Source organism: Streptomyces sp. BBFR102, assembly GCF_051397025.1.
Classification (GTDB): Bacteria; Actinomycetota; Actinomycetes; order Streptomycetales; family Streptomycetaceae; genus Streptomyces.
In genome coordinates, this window is the sequence record NZ_CP195757.1 from 1,219,548 (window position 1) to 1,243,177 (window position 23,630).

General features: G+C 74.4%; 19 protein-coding genes. 11 read left to right on the forward strand and 8 right to left on the reverse strand.

The window, feature by feature from the left end:
• Positions 1-72: 72 nt before the first annotated feature.
• Both ACSLIC_RS05565 and ACSLIC_RS05570 read left to right on the forward strand, forming a co-directional pair.
• A complete protein-coding gene (locus ACSLIC_RS05565) occupies positions 73-1,536 on the forward strand; it encodes a hypothetical protein (protein WP_436736563.1) in 1,464 nt (487 codons plus the stop codon).
• A gap of 387 nt (positions 1,537-1,923) precedes the next feature.
• Positions 1,924-2,085 carry a hypothetical protein gene (locus ACSLIC_RS05570; protein WP_436736564.1) on the forward strand — a complete coding sequence of 54 codons (162 nt, stop codon included), beginning with the start codon at positions 1,924-1,926 and terminating at the stop codon, positions 2,083-2,085.
• 127 nt (positions 2,086-2,212) lie between these two features.
• Here ACSLIC_RS05570 and ACSLIC_RS05575 read toward each other — a convergent pair whose 3' ends face one another.
• On the reverse strand, positions 2,213-2,569 hold the full coding sequence (locus ACSLIC_RS05575) for an iron-sulfur cluster assembly accessory protein (RefSeq protein WP_003947659.1): 357 nt from the start codon (positions 2,567-2,569) through the stop codon (positions 2,213-2,215).
• Between the two features lie 314 nt (positions 2,570-2,883).
• Between ACSLIC_RS05575 and nadA the strand changes: the two genes are divergently transcribed.
• On the forward strand, positions 2,884-4,086 hold the full coding sequence (gene nadA, locus ACSLIC_RS05580) for a quinolinate synthase NadA (protein WP_436736565.1): 1,203 nt from the start codon (positions 2,884-2,886) through the stop codon (positions 4,084-4,086).
• A 269-nt stretch (positions 4,087-4,355) separates the two neighbouring features.
• Here the strand turns inward: nadA and ACSLIC_RS05585 are convergent, their stop codons facing one another.
• From ACSLIC_RS05585 to ACSLIC_RS05605, 5 genes are all read right to left on the reverse strand, one after another.
• Positions 4,356-7,535 (reverse strand): efflux RND transporter permease subunit, encoded by a 3,180-nt coding sequence (locus ACSLIC_RS05585; protein WP_436736566.1) that lies wholly within the window; start codon positions 7,533-7,535, stop codon positions 4,356-4,358.
• Between the two features lie 254 nt (positions 7,536-7,789).
• Positions 7,790-8,470, reverse strand: a complete 681-nt coding sequence (locus tag ACSLIC_RS05590) for a response regulator (RefSeq protein ID WP_436736567.1) — start codon at positions 8,468-8,470, stop codon at positions 7,790-7,792.
• On the reverse strand, positions 8,467-9,786 hold the full coding sequence (locus ACSLIC_RS05595) for a sensor histidine kinase (RefSeq protein ID WP_436736568.1): 1,320 nt from the start codon (positions 9,784-9,786) through the stop codon (positions 8,467-8,469). Before ACSLIC_RS05595 ends, ACSLIC_RS05590 begins: the two co-directional genes overlap by 4 nt.
• Before the next feature lie 172 nt (positions 9,787-9,958).
• Positions 9,959-10,237, reverse strand: coding sequence for a PspA-associated protein PspAA (gene pspAA, locus ACSLIC_RS05600; protein ID WP_101277480.1), 279 nt, complete (start codon positions 10,235-10,237; stop codon positions 9,959-9,961).
• Positions 10,238-10,254: 17 nt separating this feature from the next.
• Entirely contained in the window at positions 10,255-11,031 is a 777-nt protein-coding gene (locus tag ACSLIC_RS05605; RefSeq protein WP_436740278.1) for a PspA/IM30 family protein, read from the reverse strand.
• Positions 11,032-11,317: 286 nt separating this feature from the next.
• Here ACSLIC_RS05605 and ACSLIC_RS05610 point away from each other — a divergent pair, with 286 nt between their 5' ends.
• Entirely contained in the window at positions 11,318-11,938 is a 621-nt protein-coding gene (locus ACSLIC_RS05610) for a DUF3043 domain-containing protein (protein ID WP_436736569.1), read from the forward strand.
• 188 nt (positions 11,939-12,126) lie between these two features.
• Positions 12,127-12,828 carry a class I SAM-dependent methyltransferase gene (locus tag ACSLIC_RS05615; protein WP_436740279.1) on the forward strand — a complete coding sequence of 234 codons (702 nt, stop codon included), beginning with the start codon at positions 12,127-12,129 and terminating at the stop codon, positions 12,826-12,828.
• 76 nt (positions 12,829-12,904) lie between these two features.
• On the opposite strand, the gene ACSLIC_RS05620 is transcribed toward ACSLIC_RS05615, so the two are convergent.
• Positions 12,905-13,120, reverse strand: coding sequence for a hypothetical protein (locus ACSLIC_RS05620; RefSeq protein WP_436736570.1), 216 nt, complete (start codon positions 13,118-13,120; stop codon positions 12,905-12,907).
• 154 nt (positions 13,121-13,274) lie between these two features.
• On the opposite strand from ACSLIC_RS05620, the gene ACSLIC_RS05625 reads away from it, so the two are divergent.
• A complete protein-coding gene (locus tag ACSLIC_RS05625) occupies positions 13,275-14,528 on the forward strand; it encodes a bifunctional adenosylcobinamide kinase/adenosylcobinamide-phosphate guanylyltransferase (RefSeq protein WP_436736571.1) in 1,254 nt (417 codons plus the stop codon).
• Here the strand turns inward: ACSLIC_RS05625 and ACSLIC_RS05630 are convergent.
• Positions 14,518-15,648: a methyltransferase domain-containing protein gene (locus tag ACSLIC_RS05630; RefSeq protein ID WP_436736572.1), complete on the reverse strand. Its 1,131-nt coding sequence runs from the start codon at positions 15,646-15,648 to the stop codon at positions 14,518-14,520. The genes ACSLIC_RS05625 and ACSLIC_RS05630 overlap by 11 nt on opposite strands.
• Before the next feature lie 232 nt (positions 15,649-15,880).
• On the opposite strand from ACSLIC_RS05630, the gene cobT reads away from it, so the two are divergent.
• From cobT to sucB, 5 genes are all read left to right on the forward strand, one after another.
• The gene (gene cobT, locus ACSLIC_RS05635; RefSeq protein ID WP_436736573.1) at positions 15,881-17,014 is read left to right on the forward strand and encodes a nicotinate-nucleotide--dimethylbenzimidazole phosphoribosyltransferase; all 1,134 of its coding nucleotides are present in this window, start codon (positions 15,881-15,883) and stop codon (positions 17,012-17,014) included.
• A gap of 535 nt (positions 17,015-17,549) precedes the next feature.
• Entirely contained in the window at positions 17,550-18,377 is an 828-nt protein-coding gene (locus ACSLIC_RS05640) for an adenosylcobinamide-GDP ribazoletransferase (RefSeq protein WP_436736574.1), read from the forward strand.
• Between the two features lie 194 nt (positions 18,378-18,571).
• Complete coding sequence (locus ACSLIC_RS05645; protein ID WP_436736575.1) at positions 18,572-20,113, forward strand: leucyl aminopeptidase; 1,542 nt, start codon at positions 18,572-18,574, stop codon at positions 20,111-20,113.
• Between the two features lie 296 nt (positions 20,114-20,409).
• Complete coding sequence (lpdA, locus tag ACSLIC_RS05650; protein WP_436736576.1) at positions 20,410-21,798, forward strand: dihydrolipoyl dehydrogenase; 1,389 nt, start codon at positions 20,410-20,412, stop codon at positions 21,796-21,798.
• Positions 21,799-21,858: 60 nt separating this feature from the next.
• Positions 21,859-23,580: a 2-oxoglutarate dehydrogenase, E2 component, dihydrolipoamide succinyltransferase gene (gene sucB, locus ACSLIC_RS05655; protein ID WP_436736577.1), complete on the forward strand. Its 1,722-nt coding sequence runs from the start codon at positions 21,859-21,861 to the stop codon at positions 23,578-23,580.
• Positions 23,581-23,630 lie beyond the last annotated feature (50 nt).

Below are 23,630 nucleotides of genomic sequence, written 5' to 3' on the forward strand. Positions count from 1 at the left end.
CAGGGGGACACCGGTGACGGCCGGCCCTTCCCGGGCGTGCCGTACGGACAGTCCAGGCGAAGGAGCGATGCGGTGAGCACCGAGCGATCCGACCAGGAGCAGGAACGGCCCAGGCGGCGTTCTCCGATGGCCGTTGCCTCGGTGGCGGCAGCCGTCCTGATCGTGGGCGGCGGAGGCGCGTACCTGGTGGCCGGCGCCTCCGGCGGGGCGACGGACGGCGGGCAGCGGACGGGCGCCGGCGCGGAGAGCACCCCTCCCCCGCTGGAGCTGGACGGCCACACCCGGGGCGTGGCCCCCGGCGAGCCGGACCCGGGCGGCGGTGTCTACCAGGCGCGGGGGAAGCTGCCCGAGGGCCCGGGCGCGGCTGCCGTCCACCGGTTCGACGCGGGGCCGCGCAAGGCGGACGTGGCGAGGCTGGCCGAGGTGCTGGGTGCGCCGGGTGAGCCGCGCGCCGAGGGGAACACCTGGCTGGTCGGTACGGCCAAGGACGGCCAGGGGCCGCTGTTGCGGGTCAACAGGCAGGCACCCGGCACCTGGAGCTTCCAGGGCCACACACCGCCGCACGGCGACGACTGCCCGAAGGGCAGGATGTGCGCCAGTTCCTCCGACGGCGCCGGGGGCGGCGACCCGGTCGGCGAGAAGGCGGCGAAGAGCGCGGCCGCGCCGGTGCTGAAAGCGCTCGGCCAGGGCGACGCCAAGATCGACGCCGGTCAGGTCTCGGGCGGCGTTCGGGTGGTCAACGCCCAGCCGGTGGTCGACGGCCTGCCGACGTACGGCTGGAGCACCGGCGTGCGCGTGGCGCCGGACGGCTCCCTGGCCGGCGGCAGCGGCCGGCTCTCCGGGCCGTTGAAGAGTGACACCTATCCGGTCGTGACCGCGAAGCAGGCGCTGGACCAGCTCAACGGCGCAGCCGAGGGCGACGGCAAGGTCGGCATCGGCGGCTGCGCCGGCCCGGCACCGCTCGACGGGGCCTCCTCCGTGGACGGCTCCGCGCCCCCGAAGGACCCGTGCACGCCGGGCGGCGACGCGCCCGAGCGCGAGCCGGTGGCGGTGCGGGCCGCGGTCTTCGGCCTCTCCGCCCAGTTCGTCTCCGGGCGCCAGGCGCTGGTGCCGTCCTGGCTCTTCGAGGTCCGCCCCGCGGGCCACGACCGGTCGCACACGGTGGCCCGGCCGGCCGTCGACCCCGAGTACCTGGCCCCGGCGCCGGAGCAGCCGGGCACCGATCCCGGTGGCACCCCCGGCAAGCACCGCAAGCTGACCGAGGCCGTGTCGTACCGCGCCGACGGCAAGGAGCTGACCGTCCGCTTCTGGGGCGGGGTCTGCGAGAAGTACGCGGCCGAGGCCGAGGAGAAGGCGGACGGCGTCACGGTCCGGATCACCGGCGAGCCGCAGGAGCCCGGCAAGGTCTGCGTGAAGATCGCCAAGCAGCTGACGGCCAAGGTGACCCTGGACGAGCCGCTCGGCGACCGCGAGGTCCTCGGCGAGGACGGCTCGCCGCTCCCGCGCGACCACGGCGGCTCGGGTCCTGGCGCCTAGCTGGGACCTGCCCGGCGGATCTGCGGAGAACAGCCCGTGGCGGCCGGTGCGCACCCTCCGCGTGCGCCCGGATCTCGCTCGTACTGGACAGACTTGGGTGATCCGGGCGTACGCCGAGAGCGCGTGCCCGACGTCGCGGGCCCACGAAGATCCGCCGGACAGAACACCTGGCCCGCACCGGTGCATCCTCACCGCTTCGCTGCGGAGTCCGCGCGGCGCCGGGCACCCGGTGGGGCAGTGGGTGTCGGTCACCGGACGGGGCGAGGGTGCCGGACAGGCCACTGGAGTGGAGCGTCCCGGTGGTGCGCCCGGCCGGAGCCCTGACCCTGGCGCGCGGCCGGCGGGGCTCGTGGACGTGCGGGCTGGGGCAGGTGCTCCTCGGGGCCGGTGCCTCGCTCAACCTGGCGGTCGGCGACCTGGCGTACCGGGGCGGTTGCCTCTATCGAGCCGCCCCCGATCCGCCAGGAACGCGGCTGGGTCCACCTCGGCTTCGACGGCGCCCTCCCGGTCCTCGCCCACGCCTCGGCCATCACGACCCTGGCGTGCTGACGGAGGCCGCGATCGGGCCGGCCGGCTCGGCAGCCGGGCCGAGGGTGAATCCGGGCCCGGCCGGGCCCGGCGGACGAAAAGAGGCGGCACCCCACCGAAGTGGGGCACCGCCTCTCGGCGAAGCGACTCAGCTGAAGGAGTCACCGCAGGCGCAGGAGCCCGTGGCGTTGGGGTTGTCGATGGTGAACCCCTGCTTCTCGATGGTGTCGACGAAGTCGATGGAGGCCCCGCCGAGGTACGGCGCGCTCATCCGGTCGGTCACGACCTTGACCCCGCCGAAGTCCTTGACGACGTCCCCGTCGAGCGAGCGCTCGTCGAAGAACAGCTGGTAGCGAAGGCCGGAGCACCCACCGGGCTGGACCGCCACGCGCAGCGCCAGATCCTCCCGACCTTCCTGGTCGAGCAGGGCCTTGACCTTGGCCGCGGCGGCGTCGGACAGGAGAATGCCGTCGCTCACGGTGGTCTTCTCGTCCTGAACGGACATCTACATCGCTCCCGGGTTGTACGGACTGCTTGCCGACTATGGGCAACTGCCGGTGAGGCCGGAACATTCCGCATCCGGCCTGTTTGTTTTCCGGCGCGTGCCGTGCGGGCCGCTGGGCCCGGCCACGGCGGGGGTCCGGCCGGTTTCTTCATGCTCGCACACGGGGCGCCGCTCCGGCACTGGGCAGGGGGGCGGGTGGCAGGGGATGCGTCACAGTGACGCGAGCGGCATCGTCAAAGTGACATTATGCAGTTATGATAGATAACGTCAGTTAGACGAAAAGGCTCGTCTGCAGAACAGAAAGGGTGCGTGACGTGACCACCGCCCAGCCCCGCACCGACCTCGACGTGCAGCCGACGCCCCTCGCTCTGCTGCTGCTCGGCCGCGAGGCCGACCCCGCGAGCGAGCGCGGCGTCGACTGCCCCGGGGACCTGCCCTCCCCGTCCGACCCCGACCTGGTGGCGCGTGCCCGCGCGGCCAAGGAGAAGCTCGGGGACAAGGTCTTCGTCCTCGGTCACCACTACCAGCGCGACGAGGTCATCCAGTTCGCCGACGTCACGGGTGACTCCTTCAAGCTGGCCCGGGACGCCGCCGCGCGGCCCGAGGCGGAGTACATCGTCTTCTGCGGCGTGCACTTCATGGCCGAGTCGGCGGACATCCTCACCTCCGACGAGCAGAAGGTGGTCCTGCCGGACCTGGCGGCGGGCTGCTCGATGGCCGACATGGCCACGGCCGAACAGGTCGCCGAGTGCTGGGACGTGCTGAGCGAGGCGGGCGTCGCGGACCAGGTGGTCCCGGTGGCGTACATGAACTCCTCGGCGGACATCAAGGCGTTCACCGGCAAGCACGGCGGCACCATCTGCACCTCGTCCAACGCCGAGCGGGCGCTGGAGTGGGCCTTCGAGCAGGGCCAGGACCCGGCCACCACCAAGATCCTCTTCCTGCCCGACCAGCACCTCGGGCGCAACACGGCCGTCCGCGACCTCGGCATGTCACTGGAGGACTGCGTCGTCTACAACCCGCACAAGCCGGGCGGCGGCCTCACTGCCGAGCAGCTGCGGGACGCCCGGATGATCCTGTGGCGCGGCCACTGCTCGGTGCACGGGCGGTTCTCGCTGGAGTCGGTCGAGGACGTCCGCGCCCGGGTCCCCGGGGTCAACGTCCTGGTGCACCCCGAGTGCAAGCACGAGGTGGTGGCCGCCGCCGACCTGGTCGGCTCGACGGAGTACATCATCAAGGCGCTGGAGGCGGCCCCACGCGGCTCCAAGTGGGCGATCGGCACCGAGCTGAACCTGGTCCGGCGGCTGGCGAACCGTTTCGCCGAGGAGGACAAGGAGATCGTCTTCCTCGACCGCACGGTCTGCTTCTGCTCGACCATGAACCGGATCGACCTGCCGCACCTGGTGTGGACCCTGGAGTCGCTGGCCGAGGGCAAGCTGGTCAACCGGATCGAGGTCGACAAGGCGACCGAGGACTTCGCCAAGCTGGCGCTGGAGCGGATGCTGGCGCTGCCGTAGGCGCGCGGGCGCGCCTGGATTCAAGGTTTGCCCGAGCCCTCCTCGTCCCGTGGCGAGGGGGGCTCCGGCTTGCGCCGGGGCTGGGGGCGTCGTTGCGGTGCCGTCCTGACCGTTGCGGTCGCTGAGCGGCTCGACCGTCGGCCTGACGGGAGACGGGCACGTGGGGCTCGGGAGTGCCAGGGACCCGTACGGGGAGTGACCGCACCCGGTCTCGACCACGCCCGAGGGCGCCCCCGTGTGGGGACGCCCTCGGGCCGGTCGGGGGTGGGTCAGGACTGGGCGGGTTCGGGGGTCCTCTCCTCGGCCGGGGGCTCGGACTGCTCGGGGAGGTCCGGCCGGCCGGCGCGCTTCGCGGCCTTCCTGGCTGCGCGGCGCTCCTTGCGGAGTTCGACCATGGCGTACAGCGTCGGGACCAGGACCAGGGTGAGGACGGTGGAGGTGATCAGGCCGCCGATGACCACCACGGCGAGCGGCTGGGCGATGAAGCCGCCCTCTCCGGTGACGCCGAGGGCCATCGGGATCAGGGCGAAGATCGTCGCCAGGGCGGTCATGAGGATGGGGCGGAAGCGGTGGCGGCCACCCTCGATGACCGCCTCGATGATGCCGTAGCCCTTGGCACGGTACTGGTTGATCAGGTCGATCAGCACGATCGCGTTGGTGACCACGATGCCGATCAGCATCAGCATGCCGATCATCGCCGGGACGCCCATCGGGGTGCCGGTGGCGATCAGCAGGCCGACCGCGCCGGTCGCCGCGAACGGGATGGAGACCAGCAGGATCAGCGGCTGCACCAGGGAGCGGAAGGTCGCGACCAGGAGCAGGAAGACGATCGCGATGGCCGCGAGCATCGCCAGACCCAGCTGGCCGAACGCCTCGTCCTGGTCGGCGGAGACGCCACCGACGGTGGCGGTGGCACCCTCCGGGAGGTCCAGCGCGTCGATCTTCGCCTGAAGGGTGGCGGTGACGGCGCCGGTGTTGTCGGCGGTCGGGCGGGCGGTGACGGTGGCGGCCCGGGCACCGTCGATCCGGGTCATCGAGACCGGGCCGTCGACCAGTTCCACGTCGGCGATCTGACCGAGCTTCACCGGGCCGAGCGGCAGCGCGCGCAGTTCGGCGAGGGTCCGGGCGGGCTTCGCGGAGGTCACGACGATGTCGCGCTCGGCGTCGTCCAGGACGGCCTGGCCGGCGGTGGTGCCGCGCACGGACTGGGCGACGACCTGGCCGAGGCTCGCGTCGGTGAACCCGGCCGCGGCGGCCTTCTCGTTGGCCCGCACGGAGATCCGCGGAACGCTCCGGGAGAGGTCGCTCTGGACGTCGGTGACGTCGTCCAGCTTCGCGACCTCCTCGCGGACCTGCTCGGACGCCTGGGCGAGGACGTCGGCCTCGGACGCCTTGACGATGACGCTCAGGTCCTGGCCGGCGAAGCCGTCACCGGCCGAGACGCGGGTGTCGCCGATGCCCTTGAGGCCGGCGAGGCCCTGGTCGAGGGCGTTCTGCACGGTCTCGGAGGAGGCCGAGTCGGCGAGCTTGATCTGGTACGACGCCTGGTTGGTGTCGGTGCCGCCGCCGAAGGCGGCCATGAAGCCGGAGGAGCCGATGGTGACCTGGTAGTCCTCGACGCCGTCGGTCTTCTTCAGCAGCCCCTCCACCTTCTGGGCGGCCTCGTCGGTCGCGGCGAGGCTGGTGCCGGGGGCCAGCTCCTGCTTGACGGAGAGGACCTCCTGCTCACCCTGGTCGAAGAAGTTGGTCTTCAGCAGCGGGGCCATGCCGAAGGTGCCGAGCAGCACGGCGACGGCGATGGCGAGGCTGGTGAGCCGGCGCTGGGTGGCGAACCTCAGGATCGGGACGTAGAGGCGCTGGAGGGGGCTCTTCGCCTCCTTCTCCTCAGCCGCGGCGCGGGCCGCCCCGGCGTCCTCGGGGGTGCCCTTGGGGGCACGCAGGAACCAGAAGGAGAGGACCGGGACCACGGTCAGCGAGACCAGCAGCGAGGCGAGCAGCGCGGCGGTGACGGTGAGCGAGAACGAGCCGAACAGCTCGCCGACCATGCCCCCGACGAGGCCGACCGGCAGGAAGACGGCGACCGTGGTGAGGGTCGCGGAGGTGACCGCTCCGGCGACCTCCTTGACGGCGGTGAGGATCGCCTCCTTGCGCTCCTCGCCGTAGCCGAGGTGCCGCTTGATGTTCTCCAGGACCACGATCGAGTCGTCGACGACGCGGCCGATGGCGATGGTGAGCGCGCCCAGCGTCAGCATGTTGAGCGACAGGTCGCGGGTCCACAGCACGATCAGCGCGAGGACCACGGAGAGCGGGATGGAGACCGCGGTGACCAGGGTGGAGCGGACCGAGGCGAGGAAGATCAGGATGATCACGACGGCGAAGACCAGGCCGAGGGCGCCCTCGGTGGTCAGCCCCTCGATGGACTTGGCGACGGCGGGACCCTGGTCGCTGACGACGGTCAGCTCGGAGGAGCCGCCGAGGTCGGCACGGAGCTGGGGAAGCTTCTCGGCGACGGCGTCGGAGATGGCGACGGCGCTGCCGTCGCGGTCCATGGTGACGACGACGGCGAGGCTGGGTTCGCCGTTGGTGCGGGTCAGCGAGGTGGCCGTGGCCTGCTGCTGCTCGACCTTCGCGACCGAGCCGAGGCGGACGGGTGCGGGGGCCTTCCCGGCGTCACCGGGGCCCGCCTTCGCGCCCTGGCCACCGGCGGCGGGGGCGACCCGCAGGTCCTTGATCTGCTCGACCGAGGTGAAGCCGCCGCCGACCTGGACGGTGCGGTTCTCGCCCTTCTCGTCGAAGGAGCCGGCCGGCACGGTCGCCCCGGCGGCCTGGAGGGCCTGGACGAGGTCGGCGCTGCTCAGGCCGGCCTCGGCGAGGTCGGCCTCGTCGGGGGTGACGGCGATCTGGAGTTCGCGGACGCCGTCCACGGAGACCTGGCCGACGCCGTCGATCGATTCGAGGGAGGGAACGACGGTCCGCTCCAGCTGTCCGGAGAGGGCCTGCTGGTCCTTGCCGGAGGTGACGGCGAGGACCACGGTCGGGATGTCGTCGCTGGAACCGGCGATGACCTGCGGGTCGACGTCGTCCGGGAGCATCGCGCGGGAGCGGTTGACGGCCTGCTGGATGTCGGCGACGAGCTGCTGGGAGTCGGCCGAGCCGAAGTCGAACTGGGCCATGAGGACGGCGTTGCCCTCACTGGCCGTGGCGGTGATGCCGGTGATGCCCTCGACCGCGTCGATGGACTTCTCCAGCGGCTCCACGACCTGCTTCTCGACCACGTCGGGCGAGGCGCCGGGGTAGGGCGCGAGGACGGACACCATGGGCAGTTCGATGGAGGGGAGCAGCTGCTGTTTGAGCTGCGGGATGGCTATCGCGCCGAAGAGCAGCGCGATGATCGACATCAGACCTATCAGGGCCCGTTGCGCGAGGCTGAACCGGGACAGCCAGGACATGGTGGTGTCGCTCCTCAAGTGGCGTGCTGGACAACGGCGTCGGCCCTACGAGGCCGTCCGCGAGCGGCCTCGCGGACCCGCCGGCGAGGGCCGCGACCGCGCCCCCCCCGCTCCACAATGGGCGACGGCGGTGGGCGGTGGGGCCGCTTCCGGGCGGATTTCTCGGCCGCCCCGTACTGCGTGCGCAGTAGGAGCGGTACACCTCCTGGTTTATCCCGTGCTCCCGGAGGCCCGGGAGGCGGGGGGCGCCCGGTTCAGGCGGTGCGGGGGCGCACGAGGCCCGTCTCGTAGGCGGTGACGACGAGTTGGGCGCGGTCGCGGGCGCGGAGCTTGGCCATGGCGCGGTTGACGTGGGTCTTGACGGTGAGCGGGCTGACCTGGAGGCGGGCGGCGATCTCGTCGTTGGACAGGCCGCTCGCGACGTGCACGAGGACCTCGCGCTCGCGGCCGGTGAGGGCGGCGAGGCGCTCTTCGCGGGCCCCGGGACGCTCCGCGCCGTGGTCGGACTGGGCGAGGAAGGAGGCGATGAGGCCCTTGGTGGCGGCCGGGGAGAGCAGGGCCTCGCCGGCGTGGGCGACGCGTATGGCGCCGAGGAGTTCGGCGGGCTCGGAGCCCTTGCCGAGGAAGCCGGAGGCGCCGGCACGCAGAGCCCGGACCACGTACTCGTCGACCTCGAAGGTGGTCAGCATGACCACCCGCACCCCGTCGAGGGCCGGGTCGGCACTGATCAGCTGGGTGGCGGTGAGGCCGTCGGTGCCGGGCATCCGGATGTCCATGAGCACGACGTCGGGGCGGGCGGCGCGGGCCAGTTCGACGGCCTGGGCGCCGTCGGCGGCCTCGCCGACGACCTCCATGTCGGGTTCGGAGTCGACGAGCACCCGGAAGGCGCTGCGCAGCAGGGCCTGGTCGTCGGCGAGCAGCACCCTGATGGTCATCGGCCGTCCTTCGGGACCTCGGTCCGCGGCGGCGGTAGGGCCGCGGGCGGGCGGGGCACGGGGCCCGCACCCTGGGCGGGCAGGATCGCATGGACGCGGAAGCCGCCGCCGAAGCGGGGCCCCGCCGTGCAGGTGCCGCCGAGCGCGGTGACGCGTTCGCGCATGCCGAGCAGGCCGTGGCCGCCGCCGGAGGGCGGTTCGGCGGGGGCGGCGCCCCGAGCGGGCGCGGCGCCGGGGCCGCCGTCGAGGACGGTGACCTCGATCCGCCCGTCGACGGGGACGATGCTGACCTCGGCGCGGGCGCCGGGCCCGGCGTGCTTGTGGACGTTGGTCAGGGCCTCTTGCACCACCCGGTACGCGGCGAGGTCGACGGCGGCCGGGAGCGGGTCGCCCCGGTCGGGGCAGGCGATCTCGACCGGGAGTCCGGCGTTGCGGAACCGTTCGGCCAGGTCGTCGAGGCGGGCGAGGCCGGGCGCCGGTTCGGTGGGGGCCTCGGGGTCGCCGCTCTGGCGGAGCAGGCCGACGGTGGCCCGGAGTTCGTCCAGTGCGGAGCGGCCGGCCTCGCGGACGTGCGCCAGCGCCTCCTTGGCCTGGTCGGGCCTGCGGTCCATGACGTGGGCGGCGACGCCGGCCTGGACGTTGACCAGGGCGATGTGGTGGGCGACGACGTCGTGCAGGTCGCGGGCGATCCGCAGCCGCTCCTCGGCGACCCGGCGGCGGGCCTCCTCCTCGCGGGTGCGCTCCGCCCGGTCGGCGCGTTCGTGGATCGCGCTGATGTACGCCCGCCTGCTGCGCACGGCGTCCCCGGCGGCGGCGGCGAGGCCGGTCCAGGCGAAGATGCCGACGTTCTCCTGGGCGTACCAGGGCAGGTTGCCGCAGAGCATCGCGCCGGCGGTGAGCCCGGCCGAGGTGAGCAGGCCGATGCGCCAGGTGGTGGGCCGGTCGGTACGGGCGGCCACGGTGTAGAGGGCGACGGCGGCGCTCATCACGACCGGGGTGCGCGGGTCGCTGGAGACCAGGACCGCGAGGGAGACGGCGGAGGTGGCGGCGAGCACGGCACGCGGGGCCCGGCGGCGCAGGACGAGTGCGGCGCAGCCCAGAGCCATCAGGGTGAAACCGGCGGCGCCGGGCGGTGTGGTCCGCCAGGTGGGGCCGTCCGGGTGGTGCGGGTCGGTCAGGGAGCCGGCCAGCATGCAGACCAGGACCCCTGCCGCGAGGACCGCGTCCAGCAGTAGGGGGTGGGCGCGGGCTTCACGGCGCAGGCGGGCGGCGGCGCGGCGCGGGGGCGCGGCTGGGGTGGCGTGGGTCGGGCTCACGGGGCCCCTCCGGGGTGCGCTGGCGGTACCGCTCGGCCCGGCTGGGCCGTCTCGCTGCCCCCTGGGCGGAGGGGGCGGCACGCCGCGCCGGGGCTCCCTCATTCTGCCTGAACGCGCGAAGCCCCCGGCCGTGCGGCGGGGGCTTCGCGCGGGTGCGGGTGCGCTGTGGTGTTCAGCCGGGGATGAGGCCGTCGTCGCTGAGGAGTTCGCGGACCTCTTCGAGGCTGGCCTCGGGGGCCGGGAGGATCAGCTCGGACGGCTCCAGGGAGTCGTCGGGGAGCGGGGTGCCCAGCTCGCGGACCTTGTCCAGGAGCGCGGTGAGGGTGGCGCGGAAGCCCGGTCCGTCGCCGCTCTCCATCTCGGTGAGCAGCTCGTCGTCCAACGCGTTCAGCTCGGCGAAGTGGCTGTCGGCCAGCTTCACCTGCCCCTCGCCCATGATCCGTACGATCACGACGCCCTCCTCGGCGCTCAGTTCTTCTCGAAGCGGGGGGTGTCCTCCGGCTTCTGCCGGTCCTGCTCACCCTGGGCACCGCCCTCGATGGCCTGCTGGCCGCCCGACGGACCCCCGGCCAGCTGGGCCTTCATCCGCTGGAGTTCCAGCTCCACATCACTACCACCGGAGAGGCGGTCCAGCTCCAGCTGGATGTCGTCCTTCTGGAGGCCGGACTGGTCGTCGAGGGCACCGGAGGCGAGCAGCTCGTCGATGGCGCCGGAGCGGGCCTGGAGCTGGGCGGTCTTGTCCTCGGCGCGCTGGATCGCGACGCCGACGTCGCTCATCTCCTCGGAGATGCCGGAGAAGGACTCCGCGATCCGGGTCTGCGCCTGGGCCGCGGTGTAGGTGGCCTTGATCGTCTCCTTCTTGGTGCGGAAGGCGTCGACCTTGGCCTGGAGCCGCTGGGCCGCCAGGGTGAGCTTCTCCTCCTCGCCCTGGAGCGTCTGGTGCTGCGTCTCCAGGTCGGTGATCTGCCCCTGGAGCGCGGCGCGGCGGGAGAGGGCCTCGCGGGCGAGGTCCTCCCGGCCCAGCGCCAGCGCCTTGCGGCCCTGGCCCTCCAGGTCGGAGGACTTCTTCTGGAGCTGGTTGAGCTGCAGCTCCAGGCGCTTGCGCGAGGTCGCCACGTCGGCGACGCCCCGGCGGACCTTCTGGAGCAGCTCCAGCTGCTTCTGGTACGAGTAGTCGAGGGTCTCGCGCGGGTCCTCGGCCCGGTCAAGGGCCTTGTTCGCCTTCGCGCGGAAGATCATCCCCATACGCTTCATGACACCGCTCATGGGCTTCGCGCGCCCCCTTCTGACGGACTCCAGCTCAGAACACCAACAGAACCCACCCTACGGGCCCCGCATCCATTACCGCACTGTCCGAGCGCCGATGCGCTCCTCCGCAAGGACGAGTGCGGGCCGCGACGCTCCGGCGCGAGGAGTAGCGGCCGGCTCCCCGCACCCGGCCAGAACACCGGCAAACCACCAGCACGTCCCCGTACGCCCCGAAATCAGGACGCGGTGTGTTGCGGGATCGTTCCCAGGGGCCCTGGGGTCCATGCGCCCGCACACCGTACGCTTGGGTTTTGTGTTCCGTAGCCGTGCGAATAGCGAGAAGGCAACCGCCGCGCAGGCGGCCCCTTCCACAGAGCCCCGTGACCCGCAGGCCCCCAAGGGCCGCCCGACCCCCAAGCGCGCGCAGGCCCAGTCCCAGCGGCGCAGCGTGACCAACACGCAGATGACCCGCAAGGACGCGGCGCGCAAGCAGCGCGACGCCCGGCGGGCAGAGATGGCACGCCAGCGCGAGGCGCTGAACAACGGCGACGAGCGGTACCTGCCCGCTCGCGACAAGGGGCCGGTGCGCAAGTTCGCCCGGAACTACGTCGACTCGCGATTCGCCGTCGCCGAGTTCTTCCTGCCGTTCGCGGTGGTCATCCTGGTGCTCAGCATGATCCGGGTGCCGCAGCTGCAGAACATCGCGCTGCTGCTGTGGATGGCGCTGATCGTGCTGATCGTGGTCGACTCGGTGGTCACCAGCATCAAGCTGAAGCGCGCCCTGCGGGAGCGGTTCGAGGGCCAGCCGATGAAGGGCGCCGTCATGTACGCCCTGATGCGGACCCTGCAGATGCGCCGTCTGCGCCTGCCGAAGCCGATGGTCAAGCGCGGGGAGCAGCCCTGAGCACCCACACCGCGGAGCCGCCCGCCGGCCCCGGTGTGCCACCGGTCGCCGCCGGGCCCGCCGCGCACGAGGACCCGCGCCGCGTGCTGGCACGGCTGGCGGCCGTCCCGACGCAGGCCGGACCCGGGCGGTCCGACGGCCCTCTTCCGCCCGCCGGGGAGGGTCTGCGCGAGCGGGTCCGCAGCGCGCTGGTCGCCCGGCAGCTCGACGAGCAGCTGGCGGCACGGTTCGCCGTGGGCCGCAGGCTCCGGGTGCTCGACGTCGGTATGGGTGAGGGCCGCCAGGCGTTGCGGCTGGCCCGCCTGGGCCACCAGGTGACCGGTGTGGAGTCGGACCCGGCGCTGGTCGCGGCGGCCGAGGAGGCGCTGGCCGGGGAGCCCGAGGGTATCCGTGAGCGGTTCCGCCTGGTGGTGGGCACCGGACACGAGACCGGGGTGCACTTCCTGCCGGGCAGTTTCGACGTGGTGCTCTACCACGGTGTGCTGATGCGCGTGGAGTCGCCGGACGCGCTCCTCGCGGGTCTGGGCCGGATGCTCGCCCCCGGCGGCCTGCTCTCCCTGCTGGTACGCAACGCGGACGCGCTCGCCCTCTGCGCCGGCCTCTCCGGTGACTGGCGGGGCGCGCTGGACGCCTTCGGGGTGGAGACCGGCCCCGACGCCCCGGTCCGCGCCCACCGGCTCGCCCCGCTGACCTCGGCGCTGGCCGGGATCGGCGCGCCGCTGGAGCGGTGGTACGGGGTGCGGGTGCTGACCGGGCGGGCCTTCGACGGGCCCGTTCCGGCGGACGAGGCCGAGTTGCAGGTGCTGCTGGCCGCCGAGGAGCGGGCGGGGCGCACGGACCCGTACCGCTCGGTGGCGGCCCTGCTGCACCTGTGCGGGGTGCGCGGCTGACGCCGGCCCGTACGCATGTCTGCGGCCCGCCACCCCCTTGCCGGGATGGCGGGCCGCAGACATACGTACGGGGGGCTCAGGCCGTCTGGGCCTCGCTGAGGCTCATCGGGCCGTAGATCTCGGTGGTGTCCTCGAAGAGGCGGACCTGTTCGACGCCGCCTTCGAGGAGTTCCTTCCAGTGCTCACCGAGCCAGGACTCGGCGTCGCCCTGTGTGCTGAACTCGTCGGGCTCCACGGAGGGGCTGACCTCCGTCCCGTCGGCCTTCTCGAACCGCCATGTCCACGGCACCATGTTCCGCCTCCCGAGCGTCCGGTTGTCCGGGCAGCGTAGACGAGCGGGAGCGGGCGCGGGGGGGTGTACGCACGGCGTACGCCCCTGGGGGCGTCGTTCACGTCACAGGGGCGGGGACATGCGGCGGGGCGGCGGACACGGCAGGATCGGGGCCGTGGAACTGACTCTGCTCGGCACCGGGGCGCCCGAGGGCCTGCCCCGCCCGGACTGCCCCTGCGCCGTGTGCGCGACCGCTCTCGGTGACGAGGCCCGTACGGCGACCGCGCTGCTGGTCGACGGGTCGCTGCTGCTGGACCTCACCCCGGGTATCGCCTTCGCCGCGGCCCGCGCCGGGCAGGGCCTCGGCCAGGTGCGGCAGGTACTCCTCTCGCACCCGCACGACGGGCCCGCCGTGGAGATCCCGGCCGGGCTGCCGCAGCCGGCGCGGGTGCCGGACGGGCGCGAGCTGACGCTGATCAGCGGGCAGCGGGTGCGGGCGGTGGCCACGGACGCGCCGGGCACCGGCTACGAGGTGACCGGCCACGACGGCGAGCGGCTGCTGTACCTGCCGCCGGGGGCGGCGGCCGCGGGGACGAGCGGGCCCGAAGGGGCGGCCGTGCCGTACGACACGGTGCTGATGGACGTCCTGGGGCGGCCGGACGCCCTGGCCCGGCTGCGGGAGGCGGGGGCGGTCACGCCCGGCACCGACGTCCTCGCCGTCCACCTCGGCCACGCCGTCCCGGCGGGCCGCGAGACGGTACGCCGGCTGACCGCCGCCGGGGCCCGCGCGGTCCCCGACGGCACCCGGCTCACCGTCGGCCCGCCGCCCGCCCCCGGCGTACGCGGCCTCGCCGCCGACAGCGGCCCCGCCCCGGAACGGCCGCCGCTCCCCCGCCGGACGCTGGTGCTCGGCGGGGCCCGCTCCGGCAAGTCCCTGGAGGCGGAACGGCGGCTGGCCGCCTGGCCGGAGGTGCTGTACGTGGCGACCGGCGGCACCCGCGAGGGGGACCGCGAGTGGGCCGCGCGCGTCTCGCTCCACCGGGAGCGGCGCCCCGCCTCCTGGCGCACGGCCGAGAGCTGCGACCTGGTGCCCCTGCTCGCCGAGGAGGGGCCGCCGCTGCTGCTGGACTGCCTCTCGCTCTGGCTGACCGACGCCATGGACCGGGTCGACGCCTGGGACGACGCGGCCTGGGCGGGCGGCGGCGAACGCGCGCTGCGGGCCCGGTGCCAGGAGCTGGCCGACGCCGTCCGCACCACCCGGCGCACCCTGGTCGCCGTCTCCAACGAGGTCGGTTCCGGCATCGTCCCGGCCACGGCGGCCGGGCGCCGCTACCGCGACGAGCTGGGCCGGCTCAACGCCGCCGTGGCCGCCGAGTGCGAGCACGTCCTGCTGGTCGTCGCGGGCCAGCCGCTCCCCCTCAAGGGCTGAGAGGCGGGCGCCGGGCCACGATCCGGTAGGCGTTGGTGAAGCCGGTACGGCGTGCCAGGGGCGCGAGCAGGCGGTCCGCCCGACGGGCCGCGCGTGCCCCCGGCAGCCCGGCCGCCGCCCGCAGCGCGTCCAGGGTGCGCGGGACGTGCCCGGCGACCCGGTCGAGGGCGAGGATGTCGAACTCCAGCCCCGTGAGCAGTTTCCGCACCGCCTCGGCGGTGGGCTGGGGCCGGGCCGCGCAGTGCGGCAGGCACCACGGGCCGAGCAGCGCCGTCGTACGGCATCCGGGGTCGGGCGCCTCCACCAGCAGCAGCCCGCCGGGGCGCAGCACGGCCCGGGCCGCCGCGAGTTCGGCCGCCGGGTCGGGGCAGTCGCCCAGCTGGTGCAGCAGCCCCACCACGTCGTACCGCCCGGCCAGCTCGCCCGCGAGCAGCGGCAGCGTCCCCCGGTGCGCCTCGTCCAGGACCCCCGCGTCCCGGGCCCGCCCCACGTCCTCGCCGAGACCGGTCCCGTCGAACGCCGTGTACGGCAGGAGGGGGCGGGCGGCGGCCGCGAACCGCCCGTCGCCCGCGTCCACGTCGAGCCAGCTCTCCGGCTCCCCGTACGCCGCCATGGACCGGACCAGCCTCCGCACCCGCCCCCTCTCCCGCACCGCCGCCCAGCCGCGCGCGGCGCACTCCGGGTGCGGGGCCCTGCGCTGCTCGGCCTCCCAGTCCCACTCCTCGGCCGGGGCGGGCCGTCCTGCGGCGGGGTCCGGGGCGGGCTCCTTCCCGGCTGCCTCCTCGGCCGGGGTCGCCCTCCCGGCCGGGACCACCTGGTCGGCCGGGATCAGGAGTGCCACCGGGTCGCCCAGTACACCGGATGCGGCGGGGGCCTGGACGGGCGCGGGAAGGACCGGAGTGGCGGTGGGCGGCGGTTCCGGCGGCGCGTCGGCCGCGGCGGCCCCGCGCGCCCCTGTCGCGTTCCCGGGAGCCGCCGGGGGCAGGACCGCTCCCTCCGGTCCCCAGGGCGCCTCTCCGGCCGGGCCCAGCAGGCCGACCAGGTCGCCCCAGTCGTCGTCGGGGCGGGGCCCGGGGGCTCGGTCGCGGGGCGTGGAGGCGGGGGGCTGGGGAAGCGGCATGGGCGGGTGCCTTCCGTGGGCGGGCGGTGGGGCGTGTCCCCCGTCGGGATGTCCCCGTACCGGGGCACTGGGCGCGAACGCCCGTATTCCGGCGCGAAAGGGGCGCCGCGCCCCACCCTTCCCCGCCCGTGGGCCCAGTGCAACGACCCGCCTGGCGGGGGTCGCAAGGAGTCGTCCGGGCGGGGGCTCCCGGGCGCCCGCGCCCGCTCCCCCTGCCGGTACTGTTCGGCGAATGAGCGCGCTGAATCTCGACGACTTCTCCGACCTGATCAAGCGTCCCGACAGCACGGTCCGCCGCGCCGCCGAGGAGCGCCGGGAGCGGCTGGCGGTGCCGCCCGGGGCCCTGGGACGCCTGGACGAACTGGGCGAGTGGCTGGCGGCGGCCCGCGCCGAGGTGCCGGTGGCGCCGGTCGAGCGTCCCCGCGTGGTGCTGTTCGCCGGCGACCACGGGGTGGCCGCACTGGACGTCTCGGCGCGGCCCGCGGGCTCCGCCGAGGTGCTGGTCCGCGCGGTGCTGGCGGGCGAGGCCCCGGTGGCGGTCCTCGCCGACCGGCTGGGGGTGCCGGTCCGGGTGGTGGACGTGGCCGTGGACTGCGACCCCGGCACACTCCCCGCCGAGGTGGTGCGCCACCGGGTGCGCCGGGGCTCGGGCGTGATCGACCGCGAGGACGCGCTGACCGCCGAGGAGGCCGAGCGCGCCTTCCTCGCGGGGATGGCCGTCGCCGACGAGGAGGCCGACGCCGGGACGGACCTGGTGGTCCTCGGCGACCTGAGCGTCGGCGGGACGACGGCCGCCGCGACCCTGATCGCCGCGCTCTGCGGCACGGACGCCTCCGTGGTGACCGGCCGGGGCGGACTGCCCGTCGACGACCTGGCGTGGATGCGCAAGTGCGCCGCGATCCGGGACGCGCTGCGCCGGGCCCGCCCGGTCCTCGGCGACCAGCTCGAACTGCTGGCCACCGTGGGCGGCGCCGACCTCGCCGCGCTCACCGGCTTCCTGCTCCAGAGCGCGGTCCGCCGCACCCCGGTGATCCTGGACGGCGTGGTCACCTCGGCGGCGGCGCTGGTCGCCCAGCGGGTCGCCTTCCGCGCCCCCGACTGGTGGGTCTGCGGCCAGGTCTCGGGCGAGCCCGGCCAGGCCAAGGCTCTGGACCGCCTCGCCATGCCCCCCCTACTCGACCAGGGCGTACGCGCCGGAGAGGGGCTGGGCGCCCTCCTGGCCCTCCCCCTCGTGCAGGCCGCGGCGGCCCTCTGCGGGACCTTGCCGGAGCAGCGCCCGGCCCCGGACGACGAGACCGGCCCGGCGGAGGACACCGCCGGCGAACCGGCCCGGGAGGGCGGCCTGCTGAAGAAGGCGGAGGGCTGAGCGGGGGCCTCGGCTGGCGCTGACCCGCGCCCCGGCCAACCGCCCCCGGTCGGGCACCCCGCCGTGGACAGCTCCGCCGGAACGCCCACGAGGGCGACCTTGAGGTGGGCCGGGGGCCCGCCGGCCGTGCCTCGGTCGTTCCGGGCGGTACGTACGCCGTCGAGGCCGCGGGCGCCCGAGGGTGCGGGGTCAGCGCGAACTCGTCCGGCTCCGGACCCGCGCCCGCACCGCGCGGAACCCGCCGGCCGCTGCGGATGGCCCCGGGCACCGCGTGGTGGATGGATGTGCGCGCCACCGGGGTCACGCCGTGGAACGGGGCCCCCGACCGTGCGGACCAGCCGGGTGCGCGCGCACCGCGACGCGGCCGGGGGAAGCGGCAGGCGTCGGCAGCCTGCCGGAGCGACGACGTTCCGGTCCGGCCGGGCCCCGTGCCGCTTCCCCTCCGGCCGACGGCCCCGAATACCAGGCCCGGCCCCGCGCGGGGCGGCCCGGGCGCCTGCGCTTCGGCCTACCGCGCCCCGCTACGCTTCGCGCGATGAGCCAGACCCCCGCGCCCCCGCCCCCCGGCCATTCCCCTCCCCCACCGCGCGCCTCCGCGTCCGAGGGGCTGCGCTTCGCCTTCGGCACGCTCACCGCGCTGCCCGTCCGGGTCGGCCGCTGGGACCGGGCCGCCGCCCGCGCCGGGATGGCCGCGGCGCCGCTGGCCGGGCTGGCCCTGGCACTGGCGGGCGCCGCGCTCGCCTGGCCGCTGCTGCGGCTGGGGGCGGGGCCGCTGCTGGTCGCGGTGGTGAGCGTGGCCGTGCCCGCCGCGCTCACCCGGGGACTGCACCTGGACGGTCTCGCCGACACCGCCGACGGCCTGGGCAGCGGACGGCCGCCCGAGGGGGCGCTGGCGGTCATGAAGCGCTCGGACATCGGGCCGTTCGGCGTGGTCACGCTGGTGCTGGTGGTGCTGGCGCAGGTGTCGGCCGTGGCGCAGTTGTACGGGCACGGCTGGGTGGCCGGGGCGACCGGCACGGCCGTCGCCGCGGTCACCGGCCGCCTCGCCCTCACCCTCGCCTCCCGCCCCTCGGTGCCCCCGGCCCGCCCGGAGGGGCTGGGCGCGGCGGTCGCCGGTACGGTCCCGCCTCCCCTCGCCGGCGCGGTGGCCGGTGCGGTGCTGGTGGCGGCGGTCCTCGCCGGGCTGCCGGACGGGGTGCCGGGCGCGGTGCGGGCCGGGCTCGCGGTCGCGGTGGGCCTCGCGGCGGCAGAGGTGCTGCTACGGCACACGGTGCGGCGGTTCGGGGGCGTGACGGGGGACGTGTTCGGCGCGTTGGAGGAGACGGCGCTGACTGCCGCGCTCGTCGTCCTGACCTTCGGCTGACCCGGTCCAGCACAGCCTTCACCGAATCAGGTCGATATGCCGCCTGTCGCGGACTTCGTCACGGAGCGTAGGCTCAGGCCCGGGCCGTGGCCGGTCCGCCTGGGCGCCGGGCGGAGGCCGCCCGGGCTCCGCCCCGGCCCGGCCGAACCGGCCTCTTGGGCACTGGAACTCAACGGAAGCGAGATTTCACCACCGTGACTGCTCTCACTCTCAGCTCCTCCGGCGCGGCGACGCTGCGCGCCGACGTCCTCGTCGTGGGTGTGGCCAAGGGCCCCGACGGCCCTGTCCCCGCCCCCGGTTCGGAGGCCGTCGCCGAGGCGTTCGACGGCGGGCTCGCCTCCGTGCTGGCGACCCTGGGCGCGACCGGCGCCGAGGGAGAGACCACCAAGCTGCCCGTCTCCGGCCTGAAGGCCCCGCTGGTCCTCGCGGTGGGTCTCGGCCCGGTGCCCGAGGACGACGAGGAGTACGGCACCGAGGCGCTGCGCCGCGCCGCGGGCAGCGCCGCCCGTGCGCTGAACGGGACCAAGAAGGCCGGGTTCGCCCTGCCGCTGGCCTCCGCCGAGGCCGTCGCCGCGGTGGCCGAGGGCGCGCTGCTCGGCGCGTACGCCTTCACCGCGTACAAGAGCGACGACGCCGAGGCCGGCCAGGGCAAGGGCGCGAAGAAGGCGGCCCGCAAGGGTCCGCTGCGCGAGGTGGCGCTGCTCGGCGCCAAGGCCCGGGACAAGGCGGCCAAGGCCGCCGCCGAGCGCGCGATCGCCCTCGCCGAGGAGATGAACCGCGCCCGCGACCTGGTCAACACCCCGCCGAACGACCTGTACCCGGAGTCTTTCGCCGCCGTGGCCACCGCCGCCGGCAAGGAGCACGGCGTCAAGGTCCAGGTCACCGACGACAAGGCGCTCCTCAAGGGCGGCTTCGGGGGCCTGACCGGCGTCGGCCAGGGCGCGGCCCACGGCCCGCGCCTGGTGAAGCTCTCCTACACCCACCCGAAGGCGGAGAAGAGCCTCGCCTACGTCGGCAAGGGCATCACCTACGACTCGGGCGGCATCTCGCTCAAGCCGGCCGGCCACAACGAGACGATGAAGTGCGACATGGCCGGCGCGGCCGCCGTCTTCGCCGCCGTGATCACCGCGGCCCGGCTCGGCCTGAAGGTCAACGTGACCGGCTGGCTGGCGCTGGCCGAGAACATGCCCTCGGGCACCGCCACCCGCCCCGGCGACGTGCTGCGGATGTACGGCGGCAAGACCGTCGAGGTCCTCAACACCGATGCCGAGGGCCGCCTGGTACTGGCCGACGCGATCACCAAGGCGTCCGAGGAGGAGCCGGACGCGATCGTCGACGTGGCGACGCTGACCGGCGCCATGGTGGTGGCGCTCGGCAACCGCACCTTCGGCGTGATGGGCAACGACGACGCGTTCCGCACCGCCGTCCACGAGCTGGCCGAGGAGGCGGGCGAGCCGGCCTGGCCGATGCCGTTCCCGGAGGAGCTGCGCAAGGGCCTGGACTCGTCGGTGGCCGACATGGCCAACGTCGGCGGGCGGATGGGCGGCGGCATGGCGGCCGGCGTCTTCCTCAACGAGTTCGTCGGCGAGGGCATCACCTGGGCCCACCTCGACATCGCGGGCCCGGCGTACAACGAGGCCGGCCCCTTCGGCTACACGCCCAAGGGCGCCACCGGCTCGGCGATCCGCACCCTGGTGTCGCTGGCCGAGCGGACCGCCGCCGGCGAGCTGGGCTGACCCCCACCGGGGCCGGGCGGTGACGCCCGGCCCCGGTGACCCCTCCCTGCCCGGCCGGCCGATTACGGACGGTCCGGGAGGGAAGGGGCGTACGGGGCGGACGTGAGACGCGCGACAACCGGGCCCGAGGCCGGGCCCCGCGTCCCGCCGCCCCTCAACAAATGCGAAGATGGGTTCTCGGCAGGACAGGGCCCCACCACAGGGCCGTCAGACAGCGGCCGAATACGAGCCGGGCCGCCGGTTCACACCCCGGGCACGGGGACCGGCACACGGCGCATATGCATGGAGGACGTGACGTGGCGAACGACGCCAGCACCGTTTTCGACCTAGTGATCCTCGGCGGCGGTAGCGGCGGTTACGCCGCGGCTCTGCGCGCCTCCCAGCTGGGTCTTGACGTCGCCCTGATCGAGAAGGGCAAGGTCGGCGGCACCTGCCTGCACAACGGCTGCATCCCCACGAAGGCCCTGCTGCACGCCGGCGAGGTCGCCGACCAGACCCGCGAGTCCGCGCAGTTCGGCGTGAAGGCCACCTTCGAGGGCATCGACATCGAGGCCGTCCACACGTACAAGGACGACGTGATCTCGGGCCTGTACAAGGGCCTGCAGGGACTCATCGCCTCGCGGAAGGTCACCTACATCGAGGGCGAGGGCCGGCTCTCCTCGCCGACCTCCGTCGACGTGGACGGCCGCCGTGTCGAGGGCCGCCACGTGCTGCTCGCGACGGGCTCCGTCCCGAAGTCGGTGCCGGGCCTGGACATCGACGGCGACCGCATCATCTCCTCGGACCACGCGCTGAAGCTGAACCGCGTGCCGAAGTCGGCGATCATCCTGGGCGGCGGCGTCATCGGCGTCGAGTTCGCCTCGGCGTGGAAGTCGTTCGGCACCGAGGTCACCGTGGTCGAGGGCCTCAAGCACCTGGTCCCGGCCGAGGACGAGAACAGCTCGAAGCTGCTGGAGCGGGCGTTCCGCAAGCGCGGCATCAAGTTCAATCTCGGCACCTTCTTCGACAAGGCCGAGTACACCCAGGACGGCGTGCGGGTCACCCTCGCCGACGGCAAGACCTTCGAGGCGGAGGTCCTGCTGGTCGCCATCGGCCGCGGCCCGGTCTCGCAGGGCCTGGGGTACGAGGAGGCCGGCGTCGCCATGGACCGCGGCTACGTCCTGGTCGACGAGTACATGCGCACCAACGTCGAGACCATCTCGGCCGTCGGTGACCTGGTCCCCACCCTCCAGCTCGCGCACGTCGGCTTCGCCGAGGGCATCCTGGTGGCGGAGCGGCTCGCGGGCGAGCGGCCCGTGCCGATCGACTACGACGGTGTGCCGCGCGTGACGTACTGCCACCCCGAGGTCGCCTCCGTGGGCCTCTCCGAGGCCAAGGCCAAGGAGATCTACGGCGCGGACAAGGTCGTCGCCCTCAAGTACAACCTCGCGGGCAACGGCAAGAGCAAGATCCTGAAGACCGCGGGCGAGATCAAGCTCGTCCAGGTCAAGGACGGCGCCGTGGTCGGCGTCCACATGGTCGGCGACCGCATGGGCGAGCAGGTCGGCGAGGCCCAGCTCATCTACAACTGGGAGGCGCTGCCCGCCGAGGTCGCCCAGCTCATCCACGCCCACCCGACGCAGAACGAGGCGCTCGGCGAAGCGCACCTGGCCCTCGCGGGCAAGCCGCTGCACTCGCACGACTGACCGTGCCCGGGCGCGAGACGACCACAGACTTCCGCACATTCGTAAGGAGCACCTGAAACCATGGCGGTTTCCGTAACCCTTCCGGCGCTCGGCGAGAGCGTCACCGAGGGCACTGTCACCCGCTGGCTCAAGGCCGAGGGCGAGCGCGTCGAGGTCGACGAGCCGCTGCTGGAGGTCTCGACCGACAAGGTCGACACCGAGATCCCCTCGCCCTCCGCCGGCGTCCTCTCCTCCATCAAGGTCGCCGAGGACGAGACGGTCGAGGTCGGCGCCGAGCTGGCCGTCATCGACGACGGCTCCGGCGACGCCGGCCAGGGGCAGGCTCCGGCCCAGCAGGAGGCTCCGGCCCCGCAGGAGCCGGCCGCGGCCACTCCCTCCACCGAGGCCGAGGCCCCCGCCCCGACCGCCGACTCCGCCCAGGGCGGCGGCTCGGCCGAGGGCACCGACGTGACCCTGCCGGCGCTCGGCGAGTCCGTCACCGAGGGCACCGTCACCCGCTGGCTCAAGGAGGTCGGCGACTCCGTCGACGTCGACGAGCCGCTGCTGGAGGTCTCGACCGACAAGGTCGACACCGAGATCCCCGCCCCCGTCGCCGGTGTCCTCCTGGAGATCACCGTCGCTGAGGACGAGACCGCCGAGGTCGGCGCCAAGCTCGCCGTCATCGGTGCGCCGGGTGCCTCCGCCCCGGCCGCCCCGAAGGCCGAGGAGAAGCCCGCCGCGGCCCCCGCCCCGGCCGCGCCCACCGAGGCTCCGGCCCCGGCTCCGGCGCAGCCCGCTCCGGCTCCGGCTCCGGCCGCACCGGCTCCGGCCGCACCGGCCCAGCCCGCCGCGCCCGCACCCGCCCCGGCCTCCGGTGGCGAGGGCGCGTACGTGACCCCGCTGGTCCGCAAGCTGGCCTCGGAGAACAACGTCGACCTGGGCTCGGTCAAGGGCACGGGTGTCGGCGGCCGTATCCGCAAGCAGGACGTGCTCGCCGCCGCGGAGGCCGCCAAGGCTCCCGCCCCGGCCGCCCCCGCCGCTCCGGCCGCCGCAAAGGCGCCGAAGCTGGAGGCGTCCCCGCTGCGCGGCCAGACGGTCAAGATGACCCGCATGCGCAAGGTCATCGGCGACAACATGATGAAGGCCCTGCACTCGCAGGCGCAGCTCACCACGGTGGTCGAGGTCGACATCACCCGCCTGATGAAGCTGCGCGGCCAGGCCAAGGACGCCTTCGCCGCCCGTGAGGGCGTCAAGCTGTCCCCGATGCCGTTCTTCGTCAAGGCCGCCGCCCAGGCGCTGAAGGCCCACCCGGTCGTCAACGCCCGGATCAACGACGCCGAAGGCACCATCACGTACTTCGACTCGGAGAACATCGGCATCGCCGTGGACGCCGAGAAGGGTCTGATGACGCCGGTCATCAAGGGCGCGGGCGACCTGAACATCGCCGGCATCGCGAAGAAGACCGCCGAGCTGGCCGGCAAGGCCCGCTCCGGTGGCCTGACCCCGGACGACATGTCCGGTGCCACCTTCACGATCAGCAACACCGGCTCGCGCGGCGCCCTGTTCGACACGGTCATCGTGCCGCCGAACCAGGCCGCCATCCTGGGCATCGGTGCCACCGTCAAGCGCCCCGTGGTCATCGACCACCCGGAGCTGGGCGAGACCATCGCGGTGCGCAACATGACGTACCTGTCGCTCTCCTACGACCACCGTCTGGTGGACGGCGCCGACGCCGCCCGCTACCTGACGTCGGTCAAGGCGATCCTGGAGGCCGGCGAGTTCGAGGTCGACCTGGGTCTGTGACCTTCGGGACCCTCGCGGTCCCATCAGGTGGACACCGGGTGTAAGGCTCG